This is a genomic window from Fusobacterium mortiferum ATCC 9817 (assembly GCF_000158195.2).
Classification (GTDB): Bacteria; Fusobacteriota; Fusobacteriia; order Fusobacteriales; family Fusobacteriaceae; genus Fusobacterium_A; species Fusobacterium_A mortiferum.
Genome location: NZ_GL987992.1, coordinates 10,729 through 11,908, shown reverse-complemented (window position 1 = coordinate 11,908; position 1,180 = coordinate 10,729). Strand labels below are relative to the sequence as shown.

13 tRNA genes are annotated in these 1,180 nt (G+C 51.3%); all 13 read left to right on the top strand.

The annotated features are described in order from the left end of the window. The first annotated feature begins 14 nt into the window (after positions 1-14). The 13 genes from FMAG_RS08085 to FMAG_RS08025 all read left to right on the top strand — a co-directional run bounded on the left by FMAG_RS08085 (position 15) and on the right by FMAG_RS08025 (position 1,147). Positions 15-90: transfer RNA gene (locus FMAG_RS08085), tRNA-Phe, on the top strand. Positions 91-97: 7 nt separating this feature from the next. Next, positions 98-173 (top strand) — tRNA-Val (locus FMAG_RS08080). Positions 174-177: 4 nt separating this feature from the next. After that, positions 178-254, top strand: a tRNA-Asp gene (locus FMAG_RS08075). A gap of 24 nt (positions 255-278) precedes the next feature. Further along, a tRNA-Leu gene (locus FMAG_RS08070) sits at positions 279-367 on the top strand. Between the two features lie 7 nt (positions 368-374). After that, a tRNA-Met gene (locus FMAG_RS08065) sits at positions 375-451 on the top strand. A gap of 17 nt (positions 452-468) precedes the next feature. Then, positions 469-544, top strand: a tRNA-Gly gene (locus FMAG_RS08060). 5 nt (positions 545-549) lie between these two features. Then, positions 550-625: transfer RNA gene (locus FMAG_RS08055), tRNA-Lys, on the top strand. Positions 626-630: 5 nt separating this feature from the next. Beyond that, positions 631-707: transfer RNA gene (locus FMAG_RS08050), tRNA-Arg, on the top strand. Positions 708-716: 9 nt separating this feature from the next. Further along, a tRNA-Ile gene (locus FMAG_RS08045) sits at positions 717-793 on the top strand. 2 nt (positions 794-795) lie between these two features. Continuing rightward, positions 796-870, top strand: a tRNA-Glu gene (locus FMAG_RS08040). Positions 871-896: 26 nt separating this feature from the next. Further along, positions 897-980 (top strand) — tRNA-Ser (locus FMAG_RS08035). An 8-nt stretch (positions 981-988) separates the two neighbouring features. Further along, positions 989-1,064: transfer RNA gene (locus FMAG_RS08030), tRNA-Phe, on the top strand. A 7-nt stretch (positions 1,065-1,071) separates the two neighbouring features. Next, positions 1,072-1,147 (top strand) — tRNA-Val (locus FMAG_RS08025). Positions 1,148-1,180 lie beyond the last annotated feature (33 nt).

The following is a 1,180-nucleotide window of genomic DNA, read 5'->3' as shown; positions in this document are numbered from 1 at the left end:
CGCCATAAAATAATGCCCAGATAGCTCAGTCGGTAGAGCAGGGGACTGAAAATCCCCGTGTCGGTGGTTCGATTCCGCCTTTGGGCACCACTTAAAAGGTCTCATAGCTCAGTTGGGAGAGCACCTGCCTTACAAGCAGGGGGTCACAGGTTCAAGTCCTGTTGAGACCACCATAATGGGGGTGTAGCTCAGTTGGTTAGAGCGCATGCCTGTCACGCATGAGGTCGCGAGTTCGACCCTCGTCACTCCCGCCATAATAGCTTTAAGCGTTTACAAATGCCTGGATGGCGGAACAGGTAGACGCACAGGACTTAAAATCCTGTGGTATTTAGTTACCGTGCCGGTTCGATTCCGGCTCTAGGCACCACTTATAACGCGGGGTAGAGCAGTCTGGTAGCTCGTCGGGCTCATAACCCGAAGGTCGCAGGTTCAAATCCTTCCCCCGCCACCAAAAATTAAATAAGATATGCGGGAATAGCTCAGTTGGTAGAGCGTCAGCCTTCCAAGCTGAATGTCGCGAGTTCGACCCTCGTTTCCCGCTCCAAAGATGCGTCATTAGCTCAGTTGGTAGAGCACACGACTTTTAATCGTGTTGCCACAGGTTCAAATCCTGTATGACGCACCATTTATGTGTCTGTAGCTCAGCTGGATAGAGCAACGCCCTTCTAAGGCGTGGGTCAGGAGTTCGAATCTCTTCAGACACGCCATAAAAAATTGGATCCATAGCTCAGTTGGTCAGAGCACTCGGCTCATAACCGAGTGGTCGCTGGTTCGACTCCAGCTGGATCCACCACTGCCCCGTTCGTTCAGTGGTAAGGACATCAGATTTTCACTCTGGAAACAGGGGTTCGATTCCCCTACGGGGTACCATTATTTAAATAAGTGTTTCTAAGGTTGGAAGGTTATCCTAATTGGTAAGGAACCGGTCTTGAAAACCGGCGCCGCAAGGCTTCAGAGTTCGAATCTCTGATCTTCCGCCATAAAATATGCCCAGATAGCTCAGTCGGTAGAGCAGGGGACTGAAAATCCCCGTGTCGGTGGTTCGATTCCGCCTTTGGGCACCACTTAAAAGGTCTCATAGCTCAGTTGGGAGAGCACCTGCCTTACAAGCAGGGGGTCACAGGTTCAAGTCCTGTTGAGACCACCATAATGGGGGTGTAGCTCAGTTGGTTAGAGCGCA